The organism is Burkholderia sp. 10_S31 (genome assembly GCF_056930375.1).
Window position 1 is genome coordinate 3,178,152 of the sequence record NZ_JBXOWK010000001.1, and the last position, 25,775, is coordinate 3,203,926.

The 25,775-nt window shown below is 67.0% G+C and carries 20 protein-coding genes; 13 read left to right on the plus strand and 7 right to left on the minus strand.

Annotated elements, in window-relative coordinates; genetic code table 11:
- The first annotated feature begins 47 nt into the window (after window positions 1–47).
- Window positions 48–1,391, plus strand: coding sequence for an MFS transporter (locus AC1Z3W_RS14310; protein WP_483507791.1), 1,344 nt, complete (start codon window positions 48–50; stop codon window positions 1,389–1,391).
- Between the two features lie 102 nt (window positions 1,392–1,493).
- Window positions 1,494–2,588, plus strand: coding sequence for a porin (locus tag AC1Z3W_RS14315; protein ID WP_175826244.1), 1,095 nt, complete (start codon window positions 1,494–1,496; stop codon window positions 2,586–2,588).
- Between the two features lie 22 nt (window positions 2,589–2,610).
- Here AC1Z3W_RS14315 and AC1Z3W_RS14320 read toward each other — a convergent pair whose 3' ends face one another.
- Window positions 2,611–3,057: a hypothetical protein gene (locus AC1Z3W_RS14320; protein WP_057930151.1), complete on the minus strand. Its 447-nt coding sequence runs from the start codon at window positions 3,055–3,057 to the stop codon at window positions 2,611–2,613.
- Between the two features lie 463 nt (window positions 3,058–3,520).
- On the opposite strand from AC1Z3W_RS14320, the gene AC1Z3W_RS14325 reads away from it, so the two are divergent.
- The 5 genes from AC1Z3W_RS14325 (at window position 3,521) to AC1Z3W_RS14345 (ending at window position 9,463) form a co-directional block, all read left to right on the plus strand.
- Window positions 3,521–5,695 (plus strand): TonB-dependent siderophore receptor, encoded by a 2,175-nt coding sequence (locus AC1Z3W_RS14325; RefSeq protein ID WP_124833824.1) that lies wholly within the window; start codon window positions 3,521–3,523, stop codon window positions 5,693–5,695.
- 271 nt (window positions 5,696–5,966) lie between these two features.
- Entirely contained in the window at window positions 5,967–6,758 is a 792-nt protein-coding gene (gene tetH, locus AC1Z3W_RS14330) for a thiosulfate dehydrogenase (RefSeq protein WP_057930132.1), read from the plus strand.
- 8 nt (window positions 6,759–6,766) lie between these two features.
- Complete coding sequence (locus tag AC1Z3W_RS14335) at window positions 6,767–7,819, plus strand: molybdate ABC transporter substrate-binding protein (protein WP_057930127.1); 1,053 nt, start codon at window positions 6,767–6,769, stop codon at window positions 7,817–7,819.
- 46 nt (window positions 7,820–7,865) lie between these two features.
- Window positions 7,866–8,552, plus strand: coding sequence for a c-type cytochrome (locus tag AC1Z3W_RS14340; protein WP_124833823.1), 687 nt, complete (start codon window positions 7,866–7,868; stop codon window positions 8,550–8,552).
- Window positions 8,549–9,463, plus strand: coding sequence for a c-type cytochrome (locus tag AC1Z3W_RS14345; protein WP_057930125.1), 915 nt, complete (start codon window positions 8,549–8,551; stop codon window positions 9,461–9,463). The genes AC1Z3W_RS14340 and AC1Z3W_RS14345 overlap by 4 nt, the downstream gene beginning before the upstream one ends.
- 25 nt (window positions 9,464–9,488) lie before the next feature.
- On the opposite strand, the gene AC1Z3W_RS14350 is transcribed toward AC1Z3W_RS14345, so the two are convergent.
- A complete protein-coding gene (locus AC1Z3W_RS14350; RefSeq protein WP_057930124.1) occupies window positions 9,489–11,411 on the minus strand; it encodes an NHL repeat-containing protein in 1,923 nt (640 codons plus the stop codon).
- A 588-nt stretch (window positions 11,412–11,999) separates the two neighbouring features.
- Window positions 12,000–13,193: a porin gene (locus AC1Z3W_RS14355; protein WP_483507792.1), complete on the minus strand. Its 1,194-nt coding sequence runs from the start codon at window positions 13,191–13,193 to the stop codon at window positions 12,000–12,002.
- Window positions 13,194–13,507: 314 nt separating this feature from the next.
- Here AC1Z3W_RS14355 and AC1Z3W_RS14360 point away from each other — a divergent pair, with 314 nt between their 5' ends.
- Window positions 13,508–14,140, plus strand: coding sequence for a LysE family translocator (locus tag AC1Z3W_RS14360; RefSeq protein WP_483507793.1), 633 nt, complete (start codon window positions 13,508–13,510; stop codon window positions 14,138–14,140).
- A 42-nt stretch (window positions 14,141–14,182) separates the two neighbouring features.
- Window positions 14,183–14,719: a GNAT family N-acetyltransferase gene (locus AC1Z3W_RS14365; protein ID WP_483507794.1), complete on the plus strand. Its 537-nt coding sequence runs from the start codon at window positions 14,183–14,185 to the stop codon at window positions 14,717–14,719.
- Between the two features lie 37 nt (window positions 14,720–14,756).
- Here AC1Z3W_RS14365 and AC1Z3W_RS14370 read toward each other — a convergent pair whose 3' ends face one another.
- Together AC1Z3W_RS14370 and AC1Z3W_RS14375 are read right to left on the minus strand one after the other, a co-directional pair.
- A complete protein-coding gene (locus AC1Z3W_RS14370; RefSeq protein ID WP_124833818.1) occupies window positions 14,757–16,079 on the minus strand; it encodes an ATP-binding protein in 1,323 nt (440 codons plus the stop codon).
- Complete coding sequence (locus AC1Z3W_RS14375; RefSeq protein WP_057930120.1) at window positions 16,076–16,816, minus strand: response regulator; 741 nt, start codon at window positions 16,814–16,816, stop codon at window positions 16,076–16,078. Before AC1Z3W_RS14375 ends, AC1Z3W_RS14370 begins: the two co-directional genes overlap by 4 nt.
- Window positions 16,817–17,044: 228 nt before the next feature.
- Between AC1Z3W_RS14375 and AC1Z3W_RS14380 the strand changes: the two genes are divergently transcribed.
- Window positions 17,045–17,626, plus strand: a complete 582-nt coding sequence (locus AC1Z3W_RS14380; RefSeq protein ID WP_057930119.1) for a thioredoxin family protein — start codon at window positions 17,045–17,047, stop codon at window positions 17,624–17,626.
- Window positions 17,627–17,674: 48 nt separating this feature from the next.
- Here AC1Z3W_RS14380 and AC1Z3W_RS14385 read toward each other — a convergent pair whose 3' ends face one another.
- Window positions 17,675–18,313, minus strand: a complete 639-nt coding sequence (locus AC1Z3W_RS14385) for an FMN-binding negative transcriptional regulator (protein WP_483507795.1) — start codon at window positions 18,311–18,313, stop codon at window positions 17,675–17,677.
- A gap of 128 nt (window positions 18,314–18,441) precedes the next feature.
- On the opposite strand from AC1Z3W_RS14385, the gene pdxR (AC1Z3W_RS14390) reads away from it, so the two are divergent.
- Window positions 18,442–19,992, plus strand: coding sequence for a MocR-like pyridoxine biosynthesis transcription factor PdxR (pdxR, locus tag AC1Z3W_RS14390; RefSeq protein WP_124833814.1), 1,551 nt, complete (start codon window positions 18,442–18,444; stop codon window positions 19,990–19,992).
- A gap of 97 nt (window positions 19,993–20,089) precedes the next feature.
- Window positions 20,090–22,288: a penicillin-binding protein 1A gene (locus AC1Z3W_RS14395; RefSeq protein WP_483507796.1), complete on the plus strand. Its 2,199-nt coding sequence runs from the start codon at window positions 20,090–20,092 to the stop codon at window positions 22,286–22,288.
- Between the two features lie 156 nt (window positions 22,289–22,444).
- On the opposite strand, the gene pdxR (AC1Z3W_RS14400) is transcribed toward AC1Z3W_RS14395, so the two are convergent.
- Complete coding sequence (pdxR, locus tag AC1Z3W_RS14400) at window positions 22,445–23,977, minus strand: MocR-like pyridoxine biosynthesis transcription factor PdxR (protein WP_063791592.1); 1,533 nt, start codon at window positions 23,975–23,977, stop codon at window positions 22,445–22,447.
- 827 nt (window positions 23,978–24,804) lie between these two features.
- Between pdxR (AC1Z3W_RS14400) and AC1Z3W_RS14405 the strand changes: the two genes are divergently transcribed.
- Entirely contained in the window at window positions 24,805–25,668 is an 864-nt protein-coding gene (locus AC1Z3W_RS14405; protein ID WP_175826253.1) for a carbon-nitrogen hydrolase family protein, read from the plus strand.
- Window positions 25,669–25,775 lie beyond the last annotated feature (107 nt).

A 25,775-nucleotide genomic window follows, 5' to 3' on the forward strand; every position in this document is an offset into this window, starting at 1 on the left:
TTTCATCCCATTCGATTAGTCATACTATTTTTGGAAGGATCTTTGACGTGAGCGCAAATATCCGCAATACGATCGACGAGTCCCCGATGAGCGCGTTCCAGACGATGGCCGTCACGGCCTGCGTCGTGCTGAACATGCTCGATGGCTTCGACGTGCTGGCCATCGCGTTTGCCGCGCCGCATCTCGCGGCCGAGTGGAAACTGAGCGGCAAGGAAATCGGCCTGCTGCTGAGTGCCGGTTTGGCCGGCATGGGCATCGGCTCGGTGCTGATCGCGCCGCTGGCCGACCGCGTCGGCCGCCGCCGCATCATCCTGCTCTGCCTCGCCGTGATCTCGACCGGGATGCTGGCCTGCGCGGCCACGCACAGCACGTTGCAACTCGCGGTCGCGCGCGCCTATACGGGGCTCGGCATCGGCGGCATGCTGGCGAGCCTGACCGTCATCAGCGGCGAGTACGCATCGAATAAATGGCGCAGCGCCGCGATCGGCATGCAGTCGACCGGCTACGCGATCGGCGCCACCGCCGGCGGCATCATCGCCGGCTATCTGCTGTCGACGTGGGGATGGCGCAGCGTGTTCGCGTTCGGCGGCATCCTGACGTTGATGTCGATCCCGATGGTGCTCGCGCTGCTGCCGGAGTCGCTCGACTTCCTGCTGGCGCGGCGTCCGGACAACGCGCTGCAGAAAATCAATCGCATCCTCGCGAGAATGAAGCGCGCGACGATCGACACGCTGCCGGCCGCGACCGCCTCCGTCGACACGGCGAACCCCGCGTCGGGCTGGACGGCCGTGCTGCGCGCGCCGCTCGCGCGTCGCACGATCGCATTGTGGATCGCGTTCTTTCTCGTGATGGGCAGCTTCTACTTCGTCGTGAGCTGGACGCCGAAACTGCTGGTCCAGGCCGGGCTGTCGGCATCGCAGGGCGTGACCGGCGGCGTGCTGCTCAATCTCGGCGGCATCGCGGGCGCGTCGCTCTTCAGCCTGCTGTCGACGCGGTTCGGCCTGCGCAACCTGCTGGGCGCGACGCTGCTGTTCGGCGGCGCGCTGATGGTCGTGTTCGGTGCGAACACCGGCTCGCTCGGCATCGGAATGACGGTCGCGGTGTTCCTCGGTGCCGTGATCAATGCGTGCGTGGCCGGCATGTATGCGCTGTCGCCGACGCCGTATCCGGCCGAGATCCGCACGACCGGCATCGGTCTCGCGGTCGGCATCGGCCGCCTCGGCGCGATCCTGTCGCCGATGACGGTCGGCGCGCTGCTGGACGACGGCTGGTCCGTGTCCCATCTCTATCTCGCGTTCCTCGTGCCGATGGCCGGTGCCGCGATCGCCGTCGCCGTGGTGGGCGCGCGTGCCGCGGCACCGCGCCGGCGGCGCGACCCGGCGATGTCGTAACGCACGACGCTCGCAGTTTTGCCGATACCCGTCGGCATCCCGGATGCGTCCGGGTCATTAAAAAAATCGATAAGCATATCTACATACTGTTTGGAGACAGCCATGAAAACGAAACTGGGTGTCGCATTCGCGACGGCGATGGCGCTGGCCGGACCGGCCCGTGCGCAAAGCAGCGTCACGCTGTACGGGATCATCGATACCGGCGTGTCCTACTACAACAACGCCGCGCACGGCGGCTCGTTCACCGGGATGCCGACGCTGACCGGCGAGGTGCCGTCACGCTGGGGCCTGCGAGGCACGGAGGATCTCGGCGGCGGCTACCAGGCCTTCTTCGTGCTCGAAAACGGCTTCCAGCCCGGCACCGGTGCGCTGAACTACGGCGGCCGCCTGTTCGGGCGGCAGGCGAACGTCGGCGTGAACAGCCCGTTCGGCGCGCTAACCCTCGGCCGCCAGATGAACATGTCGATGATCGTGCTGACCAATGCCGACGTGATCGGCCCGTCGCTTCATTCGATGGCGGATTTCGACTCCTATCTGCCGAACGCGCGCAGCGACAATGCGATCGGCTACAAGGGCACGTTCCACGGCGTGACACTCGGTGCCACCTACAGCTTCGGCCGCGACGCGGCCGGGCCGGCAGGACCGTCGGCGACGGGTTGCGCCGGACAGGTGCCCGGCGACATCGTCGCGTGCCGCCAATACACGGCGATGATCGCGTACGACGCGAGCAATTTCGGGCTGGCCGCATCGCACGACGTGATGCGCGGCGGCGGCGGCGCGCTCGCGCCGCTGAACAATCCGGCATACACCGACACGCGCGACATCGTCGCCGGCTACGTGAAGATCGGCCCCGCGAAGCTCGGCGCCGGATGGATCCGCCGCAACCTCGCGGCGGCCGAACACCTGCAGGCCGACATCGTGTTCGCGGGCGGCACGTACTACGCAACGCCCTACCTCGCGCTCGACCTCCAGGGCGTCCGTTACCTGCAGCGTCGCGAGACCAGCGAAGGCGGCACGAATGCCACGCTGCTCGTCGGCCGCGCGAACTACTTCCTGTCCAAGCGGACGACCGTCTACACGTCGGTGGGCTACATGTTCAACAGCACGCTGGCCGCGAACGCGGTCGCCGCCGGCGGAACGGTCGGCACCGGGATGAATCAGCTCGGCGTGATGGCCGGCATCCAGCAAAAGTTCTGATGCGCCGGACACCGCCCATCGTTCAATCGGCGAGCCGGCAGTGCGACAGTTTCAGCCCGGGCAGCACCGGCGCGTCGATGTAGCCTTCGTTCACGCAGCTGAAGCGGAAATTCGCGGACGCCGTGAACGGCTTGATCTCGCCGTCGGGGAATTTCGGCTTCAGCGCCGCCTGGTCGGACACATCGAAATGCGTATCGAACTGTTCGCCGTCGGTCGTCAGCGCACCGAAGTACGTGCCGCCCGGGTCGCTGCCCATCCGGATCACCGCGCCGACGAACGCGAGGCGCTTGCCGTCGTATTTCGTCTTCGCGGCGGCCATGTCCTTCGTATAGGCCTCGATCACGGCGCCGTAGTGCGCATCGATCGCGGGCTCGGCGGCCGGCGCCGCATAGCCGCTCCGGTGAACGCCCGCCAGCATCGCGCATGCAGCCAGCGCGGCCGTCATGAACGGCGCGGAAATCCTTTTCATTGGGTGGTCTCCCATCAAGTGTGGTGGTTGAAGTGATTGAAGGCGGCGCGGCGCCGGCTGCCCCTGCGATACGCCAATTGAATTCGCTGCCGTTGCTTTACGGCCTGTTCACGCTAATAACGGGAACGGGCCCTAATCGTTCGAATCGTGGAACATGGCTGCGATCACTTCACCACCCGCATGGTCGACTGCGGTGCGCGACGTCGCGCTGCACGCGACGTGACTGGAAGATGACATGGTGCGGCCCCCGGCTCTCATTGAATTTCACTGCGTCTGATTTTGGCCGCTACGGTAGCAGACGGTCGACGGCCCGGCAATCGCGAGTCACGGCCCGCATCGGGCCCATTACAATTGCAAACGATTCTCATTACATATATCATGCGCATCCTGCCGCCGCGACGCAGTGAAAGTGAAGCGCTGCGGCCCGCGCCCTCATCCTTAGCATTCCGCCATTCATCGATTCATGCCATCCCGTCGACCGCCCCGCCGCGCGCGGACCCTGCGCCCGTGGCGCGCGAGCCTCCCTGCCCTGATCACCCTTTGCGTCGCAAGCGGCGCGCATGCGGATGCCGAACCTGCCGCAGCGGCATCGGCAGCCGCGGCCACGCCCGCGCCGCCCGAACGCGAACTGCCGGCGATCAGCGTCAGCGCCTCGGCCGTCGCCGATCCGACGGTCGGCTACCAGCCGCGCACCAGCAGCATCGCCGGCGGCGACGATCGCCCGCTCAAGGAGATTCCCCAATCGGTCGCGGTGGTCAGCAGCAGCGTGATGCAGGACCAGCAGGCGCGCTCGCTCGACGACGTGCTCGGCAACATCAGCGGCGTCACGCAGACCAACACGCTCGGCGGCACGCGCGACGCGTTCATCAAGCGCGGCTTCGGATCGAACAACGACGGCTCCGTGCTCGTCGACGGCGTGCGCACGCCGGTGCTGCACAGCTATCTCGCGACGATCGACCGCGTCGAAGTGCTGAAGGGCCCGGCGTCGCTGCTGTACGGGATGCAGGATCCGGGCGGCGTGATCAACCTCGTCACGCGCAAGCCGGAGGCCACGTTCGGCGGCTCGATCTCGGCCTCGCGCACGAGCCACGGCGGCAGCAGCGCGCAGTTCGACCTGACCGGCCCGCTCGGCAAGCCGGGGCAGGTCGCGGGCGGCACGCTCGCGTTCCGGCTCACCGGCGAATACGACACGAGCCGCTACTGGCGCAGCTTCGGCCGCGAACGCAATGCGCTGATCGCGCCGGCGCTGTCGTGGCACGACGCGAACACATCGATCGACGTCAGCTACCAGTACGTCGACTACACGATGCCGTTCGATCGCGGCACCGTGCTCGTGAACGGCCGCCCCGACGATACGCTGCGCTATCGCCGCTACGAGGAAGCGTGGGCGCAAAGCAGCGGGATCCAGGAGACGCTGCGTGCGCGCGTCGAGCACCGCTTCTCCGACGCGTGGCGCGTGCGTGCGACCTACGGCTGGGGCCGCGACCGCTACGACCAGTACCTCACCCGCGCGACCGCCTTCAACAGCACGACCGGCGCGCTGTCGCGCTCGTCCGATGCGAACCTCGGGCGCAACGATTCCGACCAGATCGCGACGCTCGGCCTGCTCGGCAACCTGACGCTCGCGGGGATGAACCATGCGCTCTACGTCGGCGGCGAATACGAGCGGCAGCGCAGCTTCCGCGGCGACACGATCCGCGGCACGGCGACCAAGGGCTTCGATCTCTACGATCCCGTCTACGGCCTGCTCGCGCCGGGCGGCACGGCAAGCGCGAAGCAGAGCGATTCGCTTTCGAAGGTCCACACGTATTCGATGATCGTGCAGGACTCCGTGAAGATCACCGACCGGCTCACCGCGGTCGGCGGGCTGCGCTGGGAAGACTGGCAGCAGGAATCGGGGATGGGGCGGCCGTTCGTGTTCGCCGACCGCTCGCACGGCAACGTGTGGCTGCCGCAGTTCGGGCTCGCGTATGCGCTCACGCCGTCGCTGACCGCGTATGCGAACGTGAGCCGCTCGTTCAAGCCGAACGTCGCATCGAACGTCGCGTCACCGCTCGCGCCGGAATTCGGCCGCGTGCTGGAAGCCGGCCTGAAGTTCAGCCTGAAGCCCGGCATCACCGGCACGCTCGCGGCCTACCAGATCGACAAGCGCAACGTCGCGGTCACGGTCGGCGACATCACGTCGACGATCGGCACCGCACGCTCGCGCGGGATCGAACTCGACGTCGCGGGGCAGTTCACGCGGCACCTGAGCCTGATCGGCAGCTATGCGTACACGAACGCCAACGATCGCGACAGCAACACGCCGCTCGTCAACGTCGCGCGCCACACGGGCAGCCTGTTCGCGGTATACGACACGGCCATTGCAAACCTGCCCGGACGCTGGCGCTTCGGCGGCGGCGCGCGGCTCGTCGGCGCACGCCCCGGCGACACCGCGAACAGCTTCACGCTGCCCGGCTACGTGACCGTCGATGCATTCGCGGCCTACGAAACGACGATCGGCAAGTTCCCCACCCGCATCCAGCTGAACGTGAAGAACCTGCTCGACAAGACCTACTATCCGTCGAGCAACAGCAACCTGATCGTCGCGGTCGGCGAGCCGCGGCTCGTCACGCTGACGACAACGGTGTCGTTCTAACGCACCCTCGCACCTTCGTACCGGGCGGCCGGGGCCGCGCGACACGCGCGACGCACCCCGGCCGGTGACACGAACCGGTATGGATGCCCCATCAGCCGGTGTCGCGCGGCCTTCGTCGTTTCGGCCAATCATCGGACCCTCGAATATCTCCCATCCGATATCGCGATTTCAGATATCGATCGCGCGCCTCTAGACTGGCTACGCGATGGCGACGCACCGCCGCGGCACGGCGATGCGGCACGCCCCCACAAAAACGAGATGGGAGAGTTCGATGTCCGACCGGCATGCGCGCCGCGACGCGCTCAAGACACTCGGCCTCGCGGCCGGCACCGCGCTGCTCGGCGCGTCACGCGTCGCCCAGGCGGCGACACCCGAAACCGGCGCGCTGCTGGCCGGCGACGCGACGCGCGTCGCCGACCTCACCCGCCGCCTCGCGGCCACGCCGAGACGCCGTGACTTCAAGACGGTGCCGATGATCGTCGAGCGTCCCGATCAATGGGATCACGCGGCGCTCACGGAAGTGATCGGCTATCGCGGCGGCCCGAAGCAGGTATGGGACAACACCGACCTCGGCGGCCCGTGGCTGAACCTGATGCGCAATGCGTTGAACGCGCAGATCTGGGCGTTCGGTCATCCGGATTTCCTCGTCGTGTCGGCCACGCACGGTGCCGCGCATCTCGCGCTGTTCGACCAGGCCGCGTGGGACAAATACGGCCTCGCGAAATTGGCCGGCGCCGCGTTCGCGACCAACACGCTGCTCGCCGCGAAACCCGCGCAATCGAAAGACGCGAACGATCACGAGCTGGCCGACGGCGCATTCTCGTCGCACGACAACAGCATCGCCGCACTGCTGCAGCGCGGCGTCGTGTTCCTGGCGTGCCACAACGCGATCTGGGAACTCGCGGAACGGCTCGACGGCGCGAACGCGAACCCGGACAAGCTGCCGCTCGACGCACTCGCCGCCGACCTGACGAACCACGTGATTCCGTCGGCGATCGTCACGCCGGGCGTGGTCGGCACGCTAGCCGAACTACAGCACGCCGGTTTCACTTACGCGAAGTGACGCACGTCATGACATCGATCCGCACGCGCGCTTCGCTGCAACGCCGATGGCGCACGGCGCTGCATGTCGCGCTGGCCGCGCTTTGCTGCACGTCGGCACTGTCGCTCGCCGCTTCCGCCGACGCTTCGAGCAGCGTCTTTCCGCCGTGGCAGGACGGCCGCAACAACGACGCGACGAACCGCGGCCTCGAATTCACCGTGCCGCAGGTCGACGTGCTCGCCGATTTCCACGGCGACCTGACCGCGCCGAAGCTCGTGCTGTACGTCGGCGGCAACTACTTCTTTGCGATGGCCCCGCTCGTCGCGCAGTTCGAGGCGGACCATCCCGAATACCGCGGCCGCATCTACTGGGAAACCATTCCGCCCGGCCTGCTCGTGAAGCAGATTCATGCAGGTGGCACGATCACCGTCGGCAACATGACGTGGACGGCCAAGCCCGACGCGTATTTCGCGGGGCTCGGCAAGATCGACGACCTGATCGCGGACGGCACGCTCGAAGGCCCTGCCGTGCCGTACGTGACGAACCAGCTGACGATCATGGTGCACGCCGGCAACCCGAAGCACATTGCATCGCTGAACGATCTCGCGCGGCCCGACGTGAAGCTCGCGATGCCGAACCCGGCCTTCGAAGGCGTCGCACGGCAGATCCGCGCGTCGCTCGTGAAGGCCGGCGGCGATACGCTCGCGCGCGCCGTCTACGACGACAAGGTGCGCGCCGGCACGACCGAGCTCACGCACATCCACCATCGGGAAACCGCGCTGTTCCTGATGCAGGGCCGCGCGGACGCCGGCGTGCTGTGGCAGTCGGAAGCGGCGTTCCAGGAACAGGTCGGGCATCCGCTGATGCACATCGACATTCCGTCCGCGCACAATACGACGGCGATCTATGCGGGCGCGATGGTGAAGCATGCGCCGCACCCGGAGGCCGCACGCGCGTGGCTCGCGTTCATCCGGTCGCCCGAGGCATTCCGGATTTTCGCGCGCTACGGCTTCGGGCACTACGACGCGACGGCGCCGGCAGCGCATCTTGCGCCACGGCAGGATCGGCCCGACGCGGGCTGACCGCGCGGGCGCACGCGCAACGAGACAGACAACAAGGAGGGGACACGTGAACGATTCGGTCGACAACCCGCGACGCCGGTTCGCACCGCTGCTGCTCGCCGCAGCCGCGCTGCTGGCCGGCAACGCCCGCGCGGACGATATCGCGCTCGGCAAGACCATCGCCACCCAGGGCACGACGACGGGCGTGGCCGCATGCATCGGCTGCCACGGCGCACAGGGCGAAGGCAACGCGGCCGCGGGCTTTCCGCGTCTCGCCGGCACGAATGCCGCCTACCTGTCCGCGCAACTTGCCGCGTTCGCGGACGGCAGCCGCCAGAACCCGGTCATGCAGCCGCTCGCGAAACTGCTGTCGCCGCACGATCGCGATGCGGTGTCCGCGTATTTCGCGAGCCTGCCGGCATCGCCCGCCATAACCGCATCCGACGCCACCTCGATCGATCCGGCGAACACCGGCGCATGGCTCGCGTCGCGCGGACGCTGGTCACAAGGCCTGCCCGCGTGCGCGCAATGTCACGGCGCGGGCGGCCTCGGCGTCGGCACCGCATTTCCGCCGCTCACCGGCCAGCCGGCCGCGTATATCGCAGGCCAGCTGAACGGCTGGAAGCACGGCATGCGGGCACCCGGCCCGATGGCACTGATGCCGATGATCGCCGGCAAGCTGTCCGACGCCGATATCGACGCGGTGGCCGCCTACTATGCGCGCGGCGGCGCCGCGAACGGAGAAAAACAATGATCGACCGCACGAAGCTGATCCGCGGCGCGCGTGCCGCGCTGCTCGGCGCGGCCTGGCTGCCCGCGCTCGCCGGCGCGGCAGCGCCGCAGGATGCGCCGGCCGCTGGTTCCGCCGCGGCGGCGAAGCCGTTCACGCCACCGCCCGAAGCCGCGATCCCTGCCGACGACTTCGGCAAGACCGTGAAACTCGGCGAGCAGATCTTCCTGCACACGCCCGAGTTCGCGGGCAAGTACGTCGGCAACAAGCTGACCTGCGCGAGCTGCCACCTCGACGCGGGCCGCCGGCCCGATTCGAGCCCGATGTGGGCCGCGTACCTGCTGTACCCGGCCTACCGCAGCAAGAACGGCCACGTGAACACGTTCGCCGAACGCCTGCAGGGGTGCTTCAGATACAGCATGAACGGCAAGGCGCCGCCGGCCGGCGACCCGATCCTCGTTGCCCTCGAAACCTATTCGTACTGGCTCGCGAAGGGCGCGCCGGTCGGCACGAAGCTGCCCGGGCAGGGTTTCCCGAAGCTGCCGCCGCCCGCGCAGAAAGCCGACTATGCACGCGGCGCCGCCGTCTACACGCAGCATTGCGCGCTGTGTCACGGCGCGGACGGCCAGGGGCAATCCAGCGGCGGCAAGCCGGTGTTTCCGGCGCTGTGGGGCGCGCGCTCGTTCAACTGGGGTGCGGGGATGGGCGACATTCGCAACGCGGCGGGCTTCGTGAAGGCCAACATGCCGCTCGGGCTCGGCGGCACGCTGACCGATCAGGAAGCGTGGGACGTCGCGACCTTCATGGACAGCCACGAGCGTCCACAGGATCCGCGTTTCACCGGCTCGGTGCAGGACACGCGCGCGAAATTCCACGACACGCCCGACTCGATGTACGGACGCGAGGTGAACGGCCGCGTGCTCGGCGCGCCATGATGCCCGAGCGGCGCGGCCTGGGTGGTCACGGATGCCAGCGATACACGACGAGGCTCGACCCGTTGTAGTTGTCCTTCGTGATCACGTACTCGCCAGTCGAGCGCAGGTAAGCCCGGATGCCGTACATCGAGTCGACGTCGTTGCCGACGTCCATCGCCGACGTGTTCGAGTTCGTCAGCGTGGTGACGAGGCTGCCGGTGTTCAGGTCGAACACGTCGACGTTCGGCACGGTGTGCACGTAGCCGACGAACAGGTAGTGGCCGGCCGCCGCCATCGATTTCGGGTTCGCGCTCGTCAGGTTGATCGCCACGTTCGGCGTGCTCGTGTTGCCGGCCTTCCAGCCGCGATAGACCTCGATGTGCCCGTTCATCGCGGTCCAGTCCCAGCTGCCCGAGATGCCCTGCGCGAGGATCATCGTGTCACTGTCGGCCTGGTAGATGATCCGCGTGAGCGGCAGCACGGTGCGCGGAATCGGGATCTGCGTCGGCTTGCCCCATGACGGTTTCCCGGTGGCGTCGAAACCGGTCATCGGATAGTGCGAGATGTTGTTGGTGCGATCGAGCCCGGCCCATACGTCGCCGTTGTCGTCGAGCGCGAAACCGGCCGTCACCTGCAGGGTCGTGTTGAACGGCTTGCCGGGGATCGAGCCGTCCGGGATCGCGATATAGCCGCTCGCGCTGTTGAAGTGATAGATGTTGTAGTTGCCCGGGTTCTGCCCGGTCGCGACGAGCATCCGGGTGCCCTTTACCAGCGCGAGCTGGCCGAAATGCTGGCCGCGCTGGTAGTCCTTCATGTCGAGGCGCGGGTCCTTCGGATAGGTGAACGGATCGATCGTGTTCGCGACGAAGGTGCCGCCCGCGCCGCCGGTGTACACGTTGTTGCCGCTGTAGAAGAACGCGCCGTCGGTTGCCGGATCGGGCGCTGCGGCGGCCTCGAAGTTCAGCGCCTGCAACTTCCATTGCAGCACGCCCGTCGGGCTGTACGAATGCAGGTCGGTGCTGCCGTTGCGCCCGAGATCCCAGCCGCCGCCCCACGCGTTGTTCAGCACGTACAGGTTGCCGGCCGCGTCCTTGCCGATGCCCGCGACGCGCGTGAAGCGCTTGTCGCCGACCTGCCCCTTGATGCCCGACGTCGTGTCGAGATAGCCGCCCTGCACGCCGAACGTGCCGACCTGCGCGGGCTGGCCGGCGAGCGTGTAGATCTTGATGTTCATGTCGGGGCCTTCGTCGCCCACCAGCAACTGCCCGCTCGGCGCATCGAAATACAGCGACGCCGGCCGCGCGCCGGCCGCCATCGCGATCGTGCTCATCGCCGTGCCGGTCGGGCTGAACTGCGCGACGATGCCCGCGCTCTTGCGCGCGACCCACAGGTTGCCGCCCGCGTCGAGCGCCAGTGCGCCGGGGCCTGACACGCCGATGTCGCGCTGCCACACGCCGTCCGTCGTGTAGACGCGCACGCGGTTGCCGTAGAAGTCGCTCACGTACAGCAGGTTGCCGGTCGTCGCGAGGCCCGTGATCACGTCCGCGTACTGGATGCCCGTCCACGTGCTGACCGGAATGCGCAGGTCGCGCTGGTTCGTGCCGCGGTTGTAGCGGCCGACCGAGCCGCTGCCGAACGTGCGGTTATAGCCGAGCGCGACGAACAGCGAGTTCGCGTTGCCGGTGATCGCGCCGCCCTGGAATTCGTCATGGATGCCGATGGTGCCGAGCGTCTGCCCGTTCTGGTAGATCGCGACGCCGCCCGCATTCTCGTCCCAGCGCGACGACGTGTAGATCACGCCCTCGGGCGCGACCCACAGCGAGCGCGCGCCGTTGCCGACGTGCGTGGCCAGCGTACCGAACGTGTTCGCGAGCCAGTCTGTCGTGTATTGCGCCTGTGCGTGACTGACCGGCGCCAGCACTGCCATGCACAACACCAGCAATGCCGCGCGAATTTGTTTCGATAACATGAATGGTGCTCCCGGGCGATCGTTTCTCGACACTCTAATTCGCCACGCATGAAATATTGGTGATTTCTTCAAAAACCTGTTCATTTCCACTGCGAATTACTCACTACATTTTCTTGCCGCGCAACGCGGGGCGGCCAACGATGGAAACACTCCGGGACCAGCGCCGTAGCTCCTCGCCTGACAGCGCTGTTGCGATCAGTCATTACCGGCACTTTGTTCCGAATTCCCAATGCAGACACGTCATTTTTTCTGATTCACGCGCATTGAATTTTCATTGCCGGCAAATCGACTCGATGATTACAAATCGAAATTGAAATGAAAGAGAAAAAATATTATCGGGCGCATGCTGCATTGCGCGATCGAGCGCGCAGGCTGCATGCCGTATTGCCGGGAAAATCGTGAACAGGTGAAGTAACGCGATGCGCGGCGGAACGCCGTTGCCGATGAAGGCCGGGGATAGAAACGAAGATGTGCCGCGCGTGCGGCGAAGGGTGATGCGGCCCGTGGCGAATGGAGAAGGCCGCACGCCGGCCGGGCGGCCGGGCGACCCGCGGCCGCATCGCGCGGCCGCCGGTCGCGTGCGTGACGTCAGAACTTCTGGCGCAGCCCGAGGCTGACGATCGCCTGCGACCGCGAGTCGGACGAGTGACCGTTCGCCTTGTCCGACACCGACGCGGTCGCGGCCACCGGCCGGCCGAGCGCATCGAGCGTCGTGCCGGACGCATGCTGGTACGCGCCGAGCAGGTACACGCTGGTGCGCTTCGACAGGTCGTAGACCGCGCCGAGCGTGACGTTGTGATACTGCGCGCGGTTGTCGATGCCGTCGACGTCGCTGCCGCGCGTGTAGCTGTAGCCGGCGAACAGTTGCGTCTGCGGCTGCACGTTCCAGCGCGTGAACACGCCCGCGACGTTGAAGGTCGCATGACCGTTGAACAGCGACTGCGCGCCGCTGCGGTACTGCACGTTGCTGTAGTTCACGCCGACGACGGCCGGGCCGAAGTCGTACGTCGCGCCGGTCGCGATGATCTGCTGCGACTGCGCGCTCGCATAGCCCTCGTTGATCGACGAGTTGAACAGGCCGTCGTCGGTGCTCTGCCACTTGCCGGCGCTCGGGTCGGCCGCGCCCGTCTTGCTGTTGTCCGAGCGCTCGTAGCCCACGCCCACGCGCAGCGGCCCCGCCGCGTACGCCGCGCCGACGCTCCACGTGTTGCGCTGCTTCATGCTGCCCGGCTGGCTGCCGAAGCCGTACAGCGCGCCGAACGTGAAGCCCGCGTAATTCGCGCTCGTGTACTTGATCGAGCTGTCGACGCGCGCGGTCTGGTCGAGGTCGTCGATGTCGCCCGGGTGCGCGCCGAAGCCGCCGATGAACGAAGACGGGCCGACCGGGCTCACGAAATCGTCGAGCGACGTGTACTGACGGCCGAGCGTGACCGTGCCGTAGCGGTCGCTGCCGACGCCGACGAACGCCTGGCGGCCGAACTGGCGGCCGCCCTGGCCCGACGTGCCGTTGGTGATGTCGAAGCCGTTCTCGAGCACGAACAGCGCGCGCATCCCGCCGCCGAGATCCTCGGAACCCTTGATGCCCCAGCGGCTGCCGGACAGGTTGCCGGTGGTCAGGCCGACGTCCGAATGTCCGGTGTAGGCGCCCGGCGAGCCGACCCGTTCGTTGCTGCGATAGGTCACGCCCGCATCGACGATGCCGTACAGCGTGACGGAGCTTTGCGCGCAGGCGATGCCCGCGAGCGAGAGCAGCAGCGGTGCTGCGATCAGTTGCTTGTTCATGATTTTTAGCGTCTCCGGGCGGTGAACCCGTTGTTCTATGCGAGTAACGCGTGCGGTCGGCGAGATCTGCCGGCATGCGAGGCCGGCGGCGTCCGCACACGGGAACGCGCGCATGCGACACGCACGCGACGTCGCGGCGGGCCACCCCGCTGCGGCCCGCCATGGTAGTTGGAACCGGTTCCGATCGATAGCGCAATAATGAAAACAGCTTCTTGCCAATATCGAGATAATCGATCTGGCGGCGAACGTCCCTGTACAGCGCGGGGCCGCGCACCCGATAATCGGGCGCGCACCTGCTACCGGGAGCCTCCGTCATGCATGAAACGACCCTGCTGATCTTCGCCGCCGTCGCGTTCGTCGGAATCGCGACGCCCGGCCCGACCGTGCTGCTCGCGCTGACCAACGGCTCGCGCTACGGCGTGCGCCGCGCGGCCTACGGCTTCGCCGGCGCGATGCTGTCCGACTTCGTGCTGATCGTCGCGGTCGCGCTCGGCCTCGGCGCGCTGCTGATGGCGTCGGCGTTCTGGTTCTCGGTGGTGAAATGGCTCGGCGCCGCCTATCTCGCGTACGTCGGCATCCGGCTGCTCACGTCGAAGGGCTCGCTCGACGTCGCCGCCGCGCACGGCGGCGCGGCGCCCGAACCCAACGCGTCGATCTTCGCGAAGAGCTTCCTGACCGCGGTGACGAATCCGAAGGGCTATCTGTTCTTCTCCGCGTTCCTGCCGCAGTTCCTCGATCCGTCCGCGCCGCTCGTGCCGCAGTATGTCGCGCTTGCAATCACGTTCGCGCTGCTCGACGGCGCGGTGATGTTCGGCTACGCGCTGCTCGGTGCACGCGCGGTGCGGCTGCTGAAGCGCTCGGGCGCGCTGTGGCTCGAACGCACGTGCGGCGCGATGCTGCTCGCGCTGGCCGGTTCGCTCGCGCTGTACCGGCGTCATGCCGCGTAACGGCATCGGCATGCGCGCCGCATCGTTCGCAACGCGTGCACGATGAGAATCGACGCGCCGCCCCGCTCCGGCTTCCCCGGCCTGTCGCTCCGGCAGCTCGACCGCACGGACCTCGACGCGTGGTACGCGTACCTGTCGAACGCCGACGTCGTCCGCCACACGAGCTGGAACCTGCATTCGCGCGACGATCTGCTGCCGCTGTTCGACGGCATCGAGTCGATCCAAGCGGATTCGATCCGCCGTCTCGCGATCGTCGACGATGCATCGGGCGCGCTCGCCGGGACGATCGGGCTGCATACGGTGTCCACCGCGAACCGCTCGGCCGAGATCGCATACGACCTCGCGCCGCCGCACTGGGGGCGCGGCATCGCAAGCGCGCTGTGCGCGAGCGTCACCGCGTGGGCGTTCGCCGACGGCGGCTTCATGCGCATCCAGCGCATCGTGCTGACCAGCAACGCCGGCTCCGCGCGCGTGCTGCAGAAATGCGGCTACCGGTACGAAGGGTTGCTGCGCGCATACCGGATGGTGCGCGGCGTGCCGGGCGATTTCGCGATGTACGCGCGCCTCGCGACCGACTGACGCGCTGGCCGGCTGACGCGCCGCCGCCCGACACGCATCACGCGGCATTCGCCAGCGTCAAGCGTGCTTCGAGTCCGCCACCATCCGGCCGGTTGCGCAACGTGAGCGTGCCGCCCATCGCGAGCGCAAGCTGCCGCGCGATCGCAAGGCCGAGCCCCGTGCCACCCGTCTCGCGATTGCGCGACGTCTCCACGCGCCGGAACGGTTCGAACACCGCGTCGAGTTGATCGTCCGGAATGCCGGGCCCGCGATCGAGCACCGCAATGATCGCGCCGCCGCCCGGTGCCGCCTGCACGTCGATCTCGGCCGCGCCCGCGAACTTCAGCGCGTTGTCGACGAGGTTGCCGACGATCCGGCGCAGCGCCTTCGGCCGCGTGACGAGCGCGAGCGGCCCGCCGCCATGCAGCGCGACATCCTGCCCCGCATCCGTGTAGTCGCACACGATGCTGTCGAGCAGCGCATCAAGATCGATGCGGCGCGCGGCCTCTTCCGTGCCGTGCAGCGTGCGCGCATACGCGACGCCTTCCTTCACCAGATGCTCCATCTCGAGCAGGTCCTGGCGCAGCTTCGCGCCCTGCACGTCGTCGTCCATCGTGTCGACGCGCAGCCGCATCCGCGTGATCGGCGTCTGCAGGTCGTGCGAAATCGACGCGAGGATCTGCATGCGTTCGGCCATGTACTGCGCGATGCGGTCCTGCATCGCGTTGAACGCGCGCGCGGCGCGCGCGACTTCGGACGGCCCGTCCTCGCTCAGGCGTTCGCCCTTCAGGTCGGGGCCGAGCGCGTCGGCCGCTTGCGCGAGCTGGTTCAGCGGCCGCGTCGCGAGCCGCACCGCGAGCCAGCAGCATGCGGCCAGCACCGCGAGCTGCAGCGCGAGGACGACCGGCAGCCAGCCCGACAGCGGCACCGTCGACATCGGGTGGATGTCGATCGTCAGCGGCGAGCCGTCGGTCAGGCGCAGATGCACCTGCAGATGCTCGCGATCGCCGGGGATCGCGTTCGCCGTCAGCGGGTAGTCGCCGCCGATGCCGTCCGAGATCGACCGCTCGACGCGCGCCGACAACCGCGCCTCGGGCGGCGTGCCCGTCTCGCCGGGGCCGAGGATGAACGCATAGCTGCGCCGTGCGAGACGCGGCAGCCACGCGGCGCGCTGGTCGGGCGGCAGGTGGTCGAGCAGCGCGACCGAGCTCGCGACCTCGCGCTCGATGTAGCCCATCATCAGGTTGGTGGTCGCCTGGTCGCGCTCGGTCACCGTGAGCCAGAATGACAGCGTCTGCGCGAGCGCGAGGCCCACGCACAGGATCAGCGCGAGCCGCGCGAACAGCGAACGCGGCCAGTGCCACGGGGCGCGCGCGCTCATGCGTCACCTTCGACGGCAGTCACGGCCGACGAGAACACGTAGCCCTCGTTGCGCAGCGTCTTGATGTAGCGCGGCTCGCGCGCGCCGTCGCGCAGCCGCTGGCGCAGCCGGCTCACGAGCAGGTCGATCGACCGGTCGAACGGATCGGACTGGCGGCCCTGCGTGAGGTTGAGCAACTGGTCGCGCGTCAGCACGCGCTGCGGATTGTCGAGGAACACGCGCAGCAGCCGGTACTCGGCACCGCTCAGCGCGACCAGCGTGCCTTCGGCGTCTAGCAGGTGACGCCCCGTCGTGTCGAGCCGCCATTCGCCGAACGCGAGCATCGCGGCTGTCTCCGTCACCTGCATGCCGGGCGGCAGCATGCGCGCGCGGCGCAGCACCGAGCGGATCCGCGCGAGCAGCTCGCGCACCGCGAACGGCTTCGCGAGATAGTCGTCGGCCCCCATCTCGAGGCCGATGATGCGGTCGGTTTCCTCGCCACGCGCGGTCAGCATCAGCACCGGCACCGTGCGGAACTTGCCGGCGCGCAGATCGCGGCACAGCGTGAGGCCGTCCTCGCCGGGCAGCATCAGGTCGAGCACGATCAGGTCGGGCGCGCCGTCGTCGAGCACGTTGCGCATCTCGCGGCCGTTCGCGGCAAGCGACACGCGCATGCCGTTCTTCTCGAGGTAGTCCGCGATCAGTTCGCGGATCGCGCGATCGTCGTCGACGATCAGTACGTGGTCGATCTTGTCCATGAGTCGGGGTCGTTGTCGTGAGATTCCGGCTGGCGATGTCCGCTTTTATACCGCACCGCGGCCTCGCGTTTGTATCCCAATGTATCGCGCCGCCGTGACGACACACAACATTGCACATGCGCGGCTTGCCGGACACATCGCAGATACGTCGGCGCGGCCCAATGAGGGCTGTCGAAACCTGTCCGGCCGACACACTCGCGCGGCGGCCGGCCGAACCGGAGAATCGCCATGCTGCCCAGACTCAAGACCGCCGCCCTCGTGATCGCCCTCGCCGCCACGGCCGGGCTCGCCGCGTTCGCCGGCACCCGCGACGACGCGGACATGACCGCGTCGCTGGCCGGCACGCCGGCGCCCGACTTCACCGGCATCGAGCGCTGGCACAACAGCGCGCCGCTCGAGCTCGACCAGTTGCGCGGCAAGGTCGTGCTGGTCGATTTCTGGACGTACTCGTGCATCAACTGCATTCATACGATTCCGTACGTGAACGACTGGTACCGGAAGTATCGCGACCAGGGGCTCGTCGTGGTCGGCGTGCATACGCCCGAGTATCCGTTCGAGCGCGATGCGAAGAACGTCGCCGATGCGCTCAAGCGCTTCGGCATCCAGTATCCGGTCGCGCAGGACAACCGCTATGACACGTGGCGCGCGTACGGCAACCAGTACTGGCCCGCGCTGTACCTGATCGACGCGAACGGGAAGGTCGTCTATACGCGCTATGGCGAGGGCGGGTACGACAAGACGGAGGCGGCGATTCGCGGGGCGCTGGCGCAGGCGGGAGAAGGGACGAAGAACGCGACGCGTACGCAGTAGCGTGCGCCGGCGGGGGCGCGGCATGCGCCCCGTGCGAATCAACGGCGCTCACCCCCGCTTCGCTTCCGCCTCCGCCAGCATCGCCTCCCCGATCGCCACATTTCCCTCGGCGATCAGCGCGTCGCCCGCGCCGCGCATATCGTCGACCGCCTTGTTCTGTCCGAGCTTGCGCTTGCCGATGAGCCGCGTGATCTCGATCTGCAACCCGACGATCGACTGCAGCATCGTGTCGAGATAGTCCTTCGGCGCGTCGGCCATCTTCCACGGCTCCGGCTGCGATGCCTCGTGCGTGCGCGTCAGCCGCGCGACCACGCCGCGCACGAACTTCTCGTCGTCGCGCACCGTGATGCGGCCGTGCGCATGCACGACCACGTAGTTCCACGTCGGTACCTGCCGGTGAGCGACGTGCTTGCTCGGGTACCAGTTTGGCGAGATGTACGCGTCGCCGGCGCGGAAGATCACGAGCACCTCGTCGCCATCGGCGACCTCCTGCCAAACCGGATTCGCCCGCGCGACGTGCGCGTGCAGCTCGCCAAGGCCGCCGTCGCCCGGCAGCAGTTCGAACGGAATGTGGTTCGCGTCGAGCCCGCTCTTCCCGTGCGTGATCAGGCTGCCGAACGGATGCTGGACGATCAGTTCGCGCAGTGCGTCGGGGCGGGATTCGGCGAAATCGGCGGGGACATACATGGCGGCTCCACGGTCGGACAGGGTTCAGGAGGGAACGGGCCTGAAACGGGCTCGTCATGCCCGGATTGTGATCGCTAACTGGTTTATTCTGTAGAGCCGGTTTCGAATAATCTCAGCAGACCAGAATCATGGCCCGAACCGCCCGGATCGTCGAAATTCCGTCGCTCGGCGCGCTCGACCGCGCAGCCGGCGACCTCAGCCGCCAGCTCGCGCAGGCGTTGCGGGACGCGGTGCGCCGCGGCGACGTGCGGCCTGGCGACACGCTGCCGTCCACGCGGCTGCTCGCGGCATCGCTGCGGGTCGCGCGCGGCACCGTCGTCGACGCGTATGCGCAGCTCGTCGCCGAAGGCTTCCTGGAATCGCGCGGCGGCGCCGGCACGCGCGTCGCGAACGCGCTGGCCGAGCCGCCGCCGGCCGGCGAAGCACCGGCCGCCCGCCAGCGCGCCGCGCACGCCGGCCTGCCCGAACCGGCCGCGACGTTCGCGCGGATCGCCCGCGAATTCCGTCCGCTGCCGGCCGTGCCGTTCGCGATCTCGGTGCCGGTCGGGCTGACCGCGCCCGACGACATCTGGCGCCGCCTCGGCAACCGCCTGCGCGCACGCGGCGCCGGCGCACCGTCCGGTTATGCGGATCCGCAAGGCGCGTTGCCGCTGCGCGAAGCGATCGCCGACTACGTGCGCCGCTCACGCTCGGTGCGCTGCGGCGCCGATCAGGTCGTGATCACGAGCGGCACGCAGCAGGGGCTTCACCTCGCGAGCCAGGTGCTGCTCGGCGCGGACGATCGCGCGTGGGTCGAGAATCCCGCCTATCGCGGCATCACCGCGCTGCTCGAAAGCACCGGGCGGCGCAACGCCATGGTCCGCGTGCCGGTCGACGCGGACGGTATCGACGTCGAGGCAGGCATCCGCATCGCAGCGAACGCCCGCGCCGCATTCGTCACGCCGTCGCACCAGTACCCGCTCGGAATGCCGATGAGCATGGCGCGGCGCAACGCGCTGCTCGGCTGGGCACGCACGCATCGCGCATGGGTGGTCGAGGACGATTACGACAGCGAGCTGCGCTACGAGGGCTATCCGTTTCCGTCGCTGCAAGGCCTCGATCCGGAACGCGTCGTCTATCTCGGCACGTTCAGCAAGATCCTGTTTCCGTCGCTGCGGCTCGGCTACGTGATCGCGCCCGACGACCTCGTACCGGCGTTCTGCGGCGCGCGCGTGCTGATGGACCGCCACGCGCCGACCGCCGATCAGCACGTGCTCGCCGCCTTCATCGCGGAAGGCCATCTCGACCGCCACATTCGCCGCGTGCGCGGCGTCTACGCGGAACAGCGCGCGCTGCTGATCGACACGCTCGGCGCGCGGCTGCCGCGCGAGCGCGCATGGGTGCAGCCGGGCGATCAGGGGATGCACGTCGTGCTGTGGCTCGCGGAAGGGATCGACGATCTCGACGTGGCGGCGCGCGCCGCGCAGGCGGGCGTCGCGGTGCGCGCGGTGTCGCCGATGTTCGCGCCGGGCACCGGGCGGCCGGGCCTCGTGCTCGGCTTCGGCGGGTTCGATCGCGCGCGGATGGAAGCGGCCGCGCAGCGGCTCGCCGATGTGGTCGGCGACGCGGCCGGCGCCGATTCATCGGACGAATCGCACCCGCGTACGCGGGCAAAAGTTGTCCGCGGGCAACAAACGTAATCTTCTGTAACTCCTGCAGGAAAACCGGCATTTTGACCACAGGCAACGCTGCCCAGTTTGCTAGGATCGCGCCTTTTCCGATCGCGCTCCTGCCGCCGTGAATCGCTTCGTGCCGTTTCTTCGCAACCTGTGGCTTCGCTGCCGTGACGGTGCCCGCGCGCTGGGCGCCGGCGCATGGCATCGCCTGCGCCATCCCACTCGCCGTGGCGTCGCACTGACACTCGCCGCGATACCGGTGCTCGGCCTGCTGGTCCTGCTCGCGTTCGTGCCGTTCACGCCGAGCATCGGCGACATCCGCAAGGCGCGCATCGACCGCCCCGCGCGCGTGCTGTCGGCCGACGGCCAGCTGATCGCCGAATTCCGGCCCGTCAACCGCGAATGGGTGCCGCTCAAGCAGATCTCGCCGCACATGGTCGACGCGCTGATCGCGACCGAGGACCACCGCTTTTACTCGCATCACGGCATCGACTTGCGCCGCACGCTCGCGGCGGGGCTGCATACGTTCTCGGGCAGCCGCCAGGGTGGTTCGACGATCACGCAGCAGCTCGCGCGCAACCTGTATCCGGACGAGGTCGGCCGCGCGCCGACGCTCACGCGCAAGGTGAAGGAGCTGATCACCGCGTTCAAGATCGAGACGGTGTACAGCAAGAACGAGATCCTCGAAACCTACCTGAACACCGTGCCGTTCCTGTACAACGCGTACGGCGTCGAAATGGCCGCGCGCACCTATTTCGGCAAATCGGCGAACCAGCTCGACATCGTCGAAAGCGCGACGCTCGTCGGGATGCTGAAGGGCAACAGCTACTACAACCCGGTGCTGAATCCGGAACGTGCGGTCCAGCGCCGCAACATCGTGCTCGCGCGAATGCAGGCGATGGGGATGCTGTCGCCGCAGCAGCTCGCGAAACTGCAGCGCCGGCCGCTGCGCGTCGACTTCGAGCCGCAGACCGCGCAGCCGGGCCCTGCCCCGCACTTCGCCGTGCAGTTGCGCAAGTGGCTGATCGCATGGGCCGACCGCAACAACTACGATCTCTACTCCGACGGCCTCGTCGTGCGCACGACACTCGATGCGCAGTTGCAGGACATCGCGACGCAAGCGCTCACGCAGCAAACCGATCGCCTGCAGGCGATCGCCGACAGCGCGTGGCACAACGCGTCCGGCTGCGGGCTGCGCAACGACCTGTTCCGCGGTTTCATCCGGCAGACGCCCGACTATCGCGACGCGCGCGACGCCGGGCTCAACGATGCGGCGGCGCTGAAGCAGCTTGGTGCGAATCGCGCGTTCATCCATGCGCTGTGCGATCGCAAGACGCAGGTCCAGGCCGGCTTCGTCGCGATCGATCCGCGCAACGGCGCGATCCGCGCATGGGTCGGCAGCCCCGACTTCGGCAGCGAGCCGTTCGATCACGTCATGCAGGCGCGGCGTCAACCGGGCTCGACGTTCAAGCCGTTCGTCTATGGCGCCGCGTTCGCGGACGGGATGCGACCGGACGATACGTTCGTCGATCGCCCCGTCGCGATCCCGATCGGTGCACACGCGGTATGGCGTCCGACCGATGAGGAGCCGCCGACCGACGCACCGATGACGCTGCGCGACGCGCTCGCGCTGTCGCGCAACCGCATCACCGCGCAGGTGATGCAGCGTGAAGGCGCGGGCCGGGTCGCGCAGCTCGCGCGTGCGATGGGCGTGCGCGAGAGCCCGCTCGATGCGGTGCCGTCGCTCGCGCTCGGAACGAGCCCCGTCACGCTGAAGGAGATGGTGTCCGCGTACGGGACGATCGCGAACCGCGGCGTGTACGTCGCGCCGCAGATGATCACGCGCATCGAGGATCGCGACGGCAAGGTGCTCGCCGCATTCGGCAGCGCGCCGCCCGAACGCGCGCTGCCGGTAGCGGCGGCACAAACGCTGGTCGACGTGATGCGCGGCGTCGTCGATTACGGCACCGGTGCCGACATCCGCTCGCGCTACGGGATTCGCATCGACGTCGCGGGCAAGACCGGCACGACGCAGGACAACACGGACGGATGGTTCATCCTGATGCATCCGCAACTGGTGGCGGGCGCGTGGGTCGGCTTCGACGACGGCAGCGTGACACTGCGCAGCGACTACTGGGGTGCGGGCGCGCATAGCGCATTGCCGATCGTCGGCTCGTTCTACGATGCGGCGCTGCGTGCGCAAGCGATCGACCCGCGTGCCCAGTTCTCGCCCGACTTCCGGCCGCGCAGCGCACCGGCGCCGACGCCGAGGCGGCGTCCGCATCCCGGCCTGTTCGACTGGTTGAGAATGTTCCGGTAATCACTGCACGGCAACGGCGCTTCGTCCGCCTGGACGAAGCGATCGCGGCACGCGCCGCGCATCCTCGACGTGACATGTCCGTCGATCGACTACGCTTGATAATGTCGTCACGCAACGGCGCGGACGAAATCATGCGCCACCTCGATCGCGCCCCGGTCAAGTCGGTATTGTCTCCCGCGAGCATCGCCCCTTGGTCTCGGCTGCGTCGATCGCAATCGCAAGCTTCTGTACCGCCCCCTCGATCGCATCGTCGGACACCCCTCCGTAACCCAGCACCAGACCGTTTCGCGCATTCGACGGCACGGCAAAATACGAGCTCAACGGCCGTGCGACGATCCCTTGGGCCAACGCCCCTTGCGAGACCAGGTGGTCATTCGCGCCATGCAGCGCCACCGTGAGATGCAGCCCGGTATCCGTTCCTGCAACGTCGATACGATCGCCAAGATGCCGCCGGAGCGACGTCGTCAGCAGCGTGTTGCGCGCTGCGTATATCTTGCGCATCCGCCGCACATGGGCCGAGTAATGCCCGTTGTCGATAAACTCCGCCAAGGCCGCCTGGATTGTCAGTTGCCCACCGCGATAGACCTCCGATTGGGCAACGGCAAACGCGTCGACGAGATCGGGCGGCACGATCAGGAACGCAAGTCGCAACCCCGGGTAAAGCACCTTCGAGAAGCTGCCGATGTAGATCGTGTTCCGATGTGGATCAAGCCCCTGCAGTGACGGCAGGGGTGCACCGTAATACCGGAATTCGCTGTCGTAGTCATCCTCGATGATCCACGCGCCTTGCGCGCGCGCCATTTCCGTCAGCAACCTGCGCCGCGCGAGGCTCATCACCACGCCGCTCGGATATTGATGCGACGGTGTGACGAAGATCAATCTCGGGCTCCGGCCAAATGCACTCGGCAACTGGATTCCCTGCGCATCGACCGGTATCGCCTCCAGATCGAGCCCCGCGCCGCGAAACACGCTGCGCGCTCCCCAATAGCACGGATCCTCGATCCATACCAGTTCGCCGGGGTCGGCAAGCAGGCGCGCGCACAGATCGATCGCCTGATGCGAACCCTGTGTCACGATGATCTGCTCCGGCGAGCACGCGACGCCACGGGCAAGCGTCAGATATTCGGCCAGTGCGCGCTTGAGCGGCGGATAGCCATGACGACTGCCGTAGCCCAACTGACCCTGCCCCGCAGTTCTCCAGACCTTCGCGATCAGTCGCTGCCATACGACGCGCGGAAACTCGCCGATGTCCGGAATACCCGGGACGAATGCGCCAACCTGATAATCCGATGCACCCGCGTTGACGAGCAGATCCATTGCGCGGGCGGCGAGTCGTGATCCCTGGCGCGCGATCCAGTCGTTCGTGGTCCGACTCGTGCCGGCCATGCGATCGATCAACGACGCATCAGGTGCCGTGTCACTCACATATGTGCCGCTGCCACCGGAAGCACGTGCATATCCTTCCGCAGTCAGACGATCGTATGCGTAGATCACCGTATTCCGCGCCACATGCAACTCGCGTGCAAGGTCGCGGGACGCGGGTAACCGCGCGCCCGGGCCAATGCGGCCCGAAAGAATCGCTTCGCGCAGGTCGTCGAACAGCCTACGGTTCAGTGGCGTCCCGCACGGCGTGCGACGACTCCAGTGCGCCAGCGTGAGCAGCCATTCGATCAACGGGGATTCTCTCATCTGATTTCCCCTGATCTCAAATCCGACTCGTGGTGATCACGCACGTACCCATTCATGTTGCAACCTGCCATCAATTCGCCCGCTTCATTCCGTCAAGTTCTCCCTGCCGAGGTCAACCGACGATTTCGGCCCGCCTGACGGGCCTGCGACGATATCAGTGAAGCGACGATGCTCGATATCCTCAACCTGCGGACGGTATGCGACCGATATTCGGCACGCAAAGGCCATGCGTTATCCGAATAATGTGCCCCGAAAAAAGAATGCCCCGGGCGAGATACGGGCCAGGCTTGGCTGCATCGGGCAGAAGAGCCGGCAGTTGCGGAATGAGCAGCTGAAATTTAGCGGCATCAATCTCCTCGGTCGCGATCTCCGGACCTGCCGCACCGCTCCGCGCATCGATTCGCCCCGCCCCCTCGGGGCAGTCATTGCACGGTGACACTTTTCCGACTTGGATCCAACCACAATGAATTTGTTGGACCCATTCGCTCAGGCATGTTGGTTCTAGAATGCATGCCACCGATCATCCCGATCATTTTCGTTCAGCAGACTGTCATGACGAACGTATCAATCATGCTTCCACTCACTACAGCTCACGCTTCACCCTCTGCTATCGCGTCGCATCCCCTTGATGTCCCGCGTCTCGCCGAGACCATTCCGTCGCGCCGACACCACTCGCATTCCCGTTTCAACAACACTGCGTATGGTCCGGCAAGGATCTGCCTCGATGAGCCACGTGCCTCGCACGGCCCCGCCATCGAGCCCGATCGTGAGGCAGTCGTGACGGTAGATTGCGTTTGCCCGAACTCCATCGAATGTTGAGAAAGACCATGCACAATATTTTCGGCATCGCCGGCGTTCAGATGCGGGTATCCGCGTTCGAGAGCAACGTCGAAGTCATCGGCAATTACCTGCGCCACATTCGAGTCCGGTTTCCGTGGGTCCGCATGGTGTTGTTCTCCGAACTCGCGCCGCTGGGTCCGCTGCATCGCAACGCCGAATCGCTGCCCGGTGCCACCGAGGCGCGTCTGGCAGAACTTGCTCATGAAACGGGGCTCTGGCTGATTCCGGGTTCCCTGTTCGAGCAGGTCGACGGACCCAATGGCACGCTCATCTACAACACCACACCGGTAATCGATCCGCGTGGAGATGTCATCGCGCGCTATCGAAAACTGTTTCCGTTCCGCCCGTACGAGCGCGACGTCGAGAGCGGCACCGAGTTCTGCGTGTTCGACGTGCCAGGCATGGGACGGATCGGTGTGTCGATCTGCTACGACATGTGGTTTCCGGAAACCACGCGCACGCTCGCCGCGATGGGAGCGGAAGTGATCCTGCATCCCACGATGACGGACACGATCGACCGCGACGTCGAACTCTCGATCGCCCGAGCATCAGCCGCTCAGAACCAGCTTTACTTCTTCGACATCAACGGCATCGAAGACGGTGGTGTCGGCCGCTCGATCGTCTGCGATCCATCCGGCTACGTATTGCATCAGGCCGGCAGCGGAAGCGAGATCATCCCGATCGCAGTCGACTTCGAACGCGTACGTCGCGAGCGAGAGCACGGGTTGCGAAATCTCGGCCAGCCTCTGAAAAGCTTCAGGGACAGAAGCTGCGAATTCCCCGTCTACGAAAGAGACAATCCTGATTTTTCATATCTTAATACATTAGGACCGCTTACAAAGCCGGATTGAAAGACGGGCGTTTTGCCAGCACCGCCGGACGGATTCCGAACCATATGGCCGGGAACAAAAATCGAATCAAGGAGATAGAAGATATGAGATCGGAGCAACCGTTGCCG

Coding starts and splice junctions, on each gene's coding strand:
- AC1Z3W_RS14315 (WP_175826244.1), top strand. CDS start 1,494: ATGAAAACGAAACTGGGTGTCGCATTCGCGACGGCGATGGCGCTGGCC.
- AC1Z3W_RS14320 (WP_057930151.1), bottom strand. CDS start 3,057: ATGAAAAGGATTTCCGCGCCGTTCATGACGGCCGCGCTGGCTGCATGC.
- AC1Z3W_RS14325 (WP_124833824.1), top strand. CDS start 3,521: ATGCCATCCCGTCGACCGCCCCGCCGCGCGCGGACCCTGCGCCCGTGG.
- tetH (WP_057930132.1), top strand. CDS start 5,967: ATGTCCGACCGGCATGCGCGCCGCGACGCGCTCAAGACACTCGGCCTC.
- AC1Z3W_RS14335 (WP_057930127.1), top strand. CDS start 6,767: ATGACATCGATCCGCACGCGCGCTTCGCTGCAACGCCGATGGCGCACG.
- AC1Z3W_RS14345 (WP_057930125.1), top strand. CDS start 8,549: ATGATCGACCGCACGAAGCTGATCCGCGGCGCGCGTGCCGCGCTGCTC.
- AC1Z3W_RS14350 (WP_057930124.1), bottom strand. CDS start 11,411: ATGTTATCGAAACAAATTCGCGCGGCATTGCTGGTGTTGTGCATGGCA.
- AC1Z3W_RS14355 (WP_483507792.1), bottom strand. CDS start 13,193: ATGAACAAGCAACTGATCGCAGCACCGCTGCTGCTCTCGCTCGCGGGC.
- AC1Z3W_RS14360 (WP_483507793.1), top strand. CDS start 13,508: ATGCATGAAACGACCCTGCTGATCTTCGCCGCCGTCGCGTTCGTCGGA.
- AC1Z3W_RS14365 (WP_483507794.1), top strand. CDS start 14,183: ATGAGAATCGACGCGCCGCCCCGCTCCGGCTTCCCCGGCCTGTCGCTC.
- AC1Z3W_RS14370 (WP_124833818.1), bottom strand. CDS start 16,079: ATGAGCGCGCGCGCCCCGTGGCACTGGCCGCGTTCGCTGTTCGCGCGG.
- AC1Z3W_RS14375 (WP_057930120.1), bottom strand. CDS start 16,816: ATGGACAAGATCGACCACGTACTGATCGTCGACGACGATCGCGCGATC.
- AC1Z3W_RS14380 (WP_057930119.1), top strand. CDS start 17,045: ATGCTGCCCAGACTCAAGACCGCCGCCCTCGTGATCGCCCTCGCCGCC.
- AC1Z3W_RS14385 (WP_483507795.1), bottom strand. CDS start 18,313: ATGTATGTCCCCGCCGATTTCGCCGAATCCCGCCCCGACGCACTGCGC.
- pdxR (WP_124833814.1), top strand. CDS start 18,442: ATGGCCCGAACCGCCCGGATCGTCGAAATTCCGTCGCTCGGCGCGCTC.
- pdxR (WP_063791592.1), bottom strand. CDS start 23,977: ATGAGAGAATCCCCGTTGATCGAATGGCTGCTCACGCTGGCGCACTGG.
- AC1Z3W_RS14405 (WP_175826253.1), top strand. CDS start 24,805: ATGCACAATATTTTCGGCATCGCCGGCGTTCAGATGCGGGTATCCGCG.